Origin of the sequence: Herbaspirillum lusitanum P6-12 (genome assembly GCF_000256565.1) — a bacterium.
Classification (GTDB): domain Bacteria; phylum Pseudomonadota; class Gammaproteobacteria; order Burkholderiales; family Burkholderiaceae_D; genus Herbaspirillum; species Herbaspirillum lusitanum.
In genome coordinates this window covers 1-1,442 of the sequence record NZ_AJHH01000757.1, presented here as the reverse complement: position 1 = coordinate 1,442, position 1,442 = coordinate 1, and the positions used below count along the sequence as shown (strand labels likewise).

Sequence of the window (1,442 nt, the reverse complement as noted above, 5' to 3'; positions counted from 1 at the left end):
GGTGAACAGCGCCGCCTCGCCGTGGCGCGCGCGCGCGCGCGCGCAGTGCTGCCAGTGAAGACGAGATGGTCGAACGGCAAAGCAGAGAACGCTGCCCCCACGTCCGAATCGCCGGTCATCATGGCGAACTGGTCTTCGGAAAAGATCCCGCCCAGCATTCTCGCGAGCAACGAATTGGTGGCGGGTGTAAATTCAGAAGGCTTCAGCATCACCCGGTTCCCGGCAGCGATGGCCGTTATGACCGGCATCAGCGCGAGGTTCACCGGATAGTTCCACGGCGACATCACGCCGACAACACCAAGCGGCTGATATTCGATGCGGGCATTGCCGGGCCGCATGTGCAGCGCAACGTGGCGGCGGATCGGAGCCATGAACTTGCGAAGGTTGCTGATCAGATACTTCGTGCCCTCGGCGACCCCGCCAACCTCCATGATCGCCGTCTCGTGCCTTGAGCGATGCCCAAAATCGGCATTGATGGCATCTTCGATTTCCCTGCGGTGTCCGATTATCATCTTCCTGAACTTCGACAGATCAGCGCGTCGCTGCGCCAGCGAGGGCGCCCCGTCACGAAGGAAGGCAACCCGTTGGCCGACGAGGAGGCCGCGTAGCTGATCAGCGTCGGTGATTTTTGCAATGGCGTTCATGGTCACTCCAATGTAGACAGTGGAAACTTGTGCCTTGACTATAGGTGCGTAAGTAGGCATTGTCAACATATATTCACAAACAACTTTTGAGATTACATGTCAGACACATCCAACCGCCCCTATCACCATGGCGATCTCCGTCGTGCTGTTCTCGAGACCGCCTTGGATATGCTTCGAGAGGAGAAAGGCTGGCAGTTCACGCTGCGGGAAGTCGCCCGCCGGGCTGGCGTAAGCCACGCAGCGCCCTACAAACACTTTCCCGATAAGGCCGCGCTGCTTGTAGAGCTCGCTATGATTGGCTTTGACCGGCTGCGCGAATCCCTATCGGCAGCAAAGCCTGATGCGCCCAAAACTCTGCGCGACGAATTTACGTCGATAGCTCATGCCTACGTCGCGTTCGGAACGAGCAATCCGGCTCTCTACCGCCTGATGTTTAGCGCGGAGGAGGGAAAAGCAGTGGGAATGCACCTGAATGAGCGGGCACTGGCGGTATTCGATGTTGTCCTCGAAATCCTCCGCTGCGGCCAAGCCACGGGAAGTATTCGCAAGCGGCCGATAGAAGGCCAGGCGGCGGCCTGTTGGGGCCTCGTCCACGGCATGACCATGCTTGCGATCGATGGGCTCTTGGTGCCCGAGAAGGTGGGGCTGACCCCCTTGGATGCAGCTTTGAACGCGCTGGTGGAAGGGCTGGAGAACCCAGCAACATGACACTAGCTGCTCAACACTAGACACTGATTTGGCAGTGCTCTACATAAATTAAGTAACGATCGAAATTTCAACTATCCGCATGGCTTAAAA

At 58.0% G+C, this 1,442-nt stretch carries 2 protein-coding genes; one reads left to right on the top strand and one right to left on the bottom strand.

The annotated features are described in order from the left end of the window. On the bottom strand, positions 1–644 hold a 644-nt coding region (locus tag HLUSI_RS0124520), incomplete at its 3' end, for an aldehyde dehydrogenase family protein (RefSeq protein ID WP_016836447.1). A gap of 96 nt (positions 645–740) precedes the next feature. Here HLUSI_RS0124520 and HLUSI_RS0124515 point away from each other — a divergent pair. Next, positions 741–1,352: a TetR/AcrR family transcriptional regulator gene (locus tag HLUSI_RS0124515; RefSeq protein ID WP_016836446.1), complete on the top strand. Its 612-nt coding sequence runs from the start codon at positions 741–743 to the stop codon at positions 1,350–1,352. Positions 1,353–1,442 lie beyond the last annotated feature (90 nt).